Origin of the sequence: Cetobacterium sp. ZWU0022, assembly GCF_000800875.1 — a bacterium.
GTDB lineage: Bacteria > Fusobacteriota > Fusobacteriia > Fusobacteriales > Fusobacteriaceae > Cetobacterium_A.
In genome coordinates, this window is the sequence record NZ_JRJZ01000071.1 from 1 (window position 1) to 1,135 (window position 1,135).

Consider the following 1,135-nt stretch of genomic DNA (forward strand, 5'->3'; position numbering starts at 1 on the left):
ATAATAAATGAAAATAAAAGATAAAAAAGTTTTAATAATAATTAGTTTTTTTTTGCATTTTTAATTATTCTAAAAATTTTTTCAAATAACTACATAATAAATATAACAAAAAGTTTACCGAGGGGAGTATATAGGATACTTCCCTCTGAAGAATTTAAAAAAGATGATATTGTAGTATTTGAAATTCCTGAAGAAACAAAAAAGTATTTATTTGATAGAAAATATGTACCAAGTATAGTTACATCTATGATGAAAAAAGTGGCAAGTGAAAAAATAGATGATGTTATTGAAATAAATAACAATAATGAGTTAATTATAAATAGTAAGAATTGGGGAAAGGTTTATAAGTATGATTCTTATGGAAGAAAATTACCTGAAATAGATGTAAAAAAAATGAAAGTACAAAAAGGAGAAATATTTTTATTGTCTGATTATTCTGACAGATCATTTGATGGTAGATATTTTGGAGTAGTACCTATAAGCTCAATAAAATATAAAGTAGAATTATTTTTTAGGTTTTAATTGACAATCAAAACATTGATATGTTAATATGTTAATATGTTAAAATGATAATATGTTAAAATGTTAATAACATATATCAATGATTTAAAGGAGTGATTATGAAATCTGAAAGAATTAATGTTATAATTGATAGTAAAACGAAGGCTAAATTAAAGGCTATTTGTGCAGAAAAAAGTATAACAATAACAGACTTAATTAATAAAAAAGTACTTGAATTTATAGAGGAAGTTGAAAAGGAGGAAAAAAATAAATGAAAAAAATAATTCTTAGTTTATGTGTTTTGAGTTCATTGGGATTTACGGGATGTTTCAGTAAATCAGAAATTGAAAAAGAGAATATAAAAATAGAAGAAATGAAAGGAATAAGTCCTGAATTAAAAGGAGATCAAAGACCAGTAAAATCGCTAAAATTAGAAGAAAATAGTGGATGGTAAAAAATAAAAAAGAAGCTCTTATCTTTTCCCAAGACAGCTTCTTTTTACGGAAAATATTCCATGATTAATAATAATGCCACTTATTATTAATCAAAATACCAATCAACTATAACATATAAATATATAAACATAGGTTTATAGGTATATAGGTTTATAGAAAACTAGGTATATATGTAAATA

Annotated in this window: 3 protein-coding genes; all 3 read left to right on the forward strand. The window is 22.8% G+C overall.

Going from position 1 to position 1,135, the window contains the following annotated elements; all coding sequences use genetic code 11:
* The first annotated feature begins 63 nt into the window (after positions 1–63).
* The 3 genes from lepB (at position 64) to L988_RS05885 (ending at position 955) form a co-directional block, all read left to right on the forward strand.
* On the forward strand, positions 64–522 hold the full coding sequence (lepB, locus tag L988_RS13415; protein WP_081990302.1) for a signal peptidase I: 459 nt from the start codon (positions 64–66) through the stop codon (positions 520–522).
* A 98-nt stretch (positions 523–620) separates the two neighbouring features.
* The gene (locus L988_RS13420) at positions 621–776 is read left to right on the forward strand and encodes a plasmid partition protein ParG (RefSeq protein ID WP_081990303.1); all 156 of its coding nucleotides are present in this window, start codon (positions 621–623) and stop codon (positions 774–776) included.
* On the forward strand, positions 773–955 hold the full coding sequence (locus L988_RS05885) for a hypothetical protein (protein ID WP_047382524.1): 183 nt from the start codon (positions 773–775) through the stop codon (positions 953–955). Before L988_RS13420 ends, L988_RS05885 begins: the two co-directional genes overlap by 4 nt.
* Positions 956–1,135: the final 180 nt, after the last annotated feature.

What these genes read in the sequence shown, in the direction of transcription:
- L988_RS13420 (WP_081990303.1), top strand. Translation starts at nt 621, where the DNA reads ATGAAATCTGAAAGAATTAATGTTATAATTGATAGTAAAACGAAGGCT.
- L988_RS05885 (WP_047382524.1), top strand. Translation starts at nt 773, where the DNA reads ATGAAAAAAATAATTCTTAGTTTATGTGTTTTGAGTTCATTGGGATTT.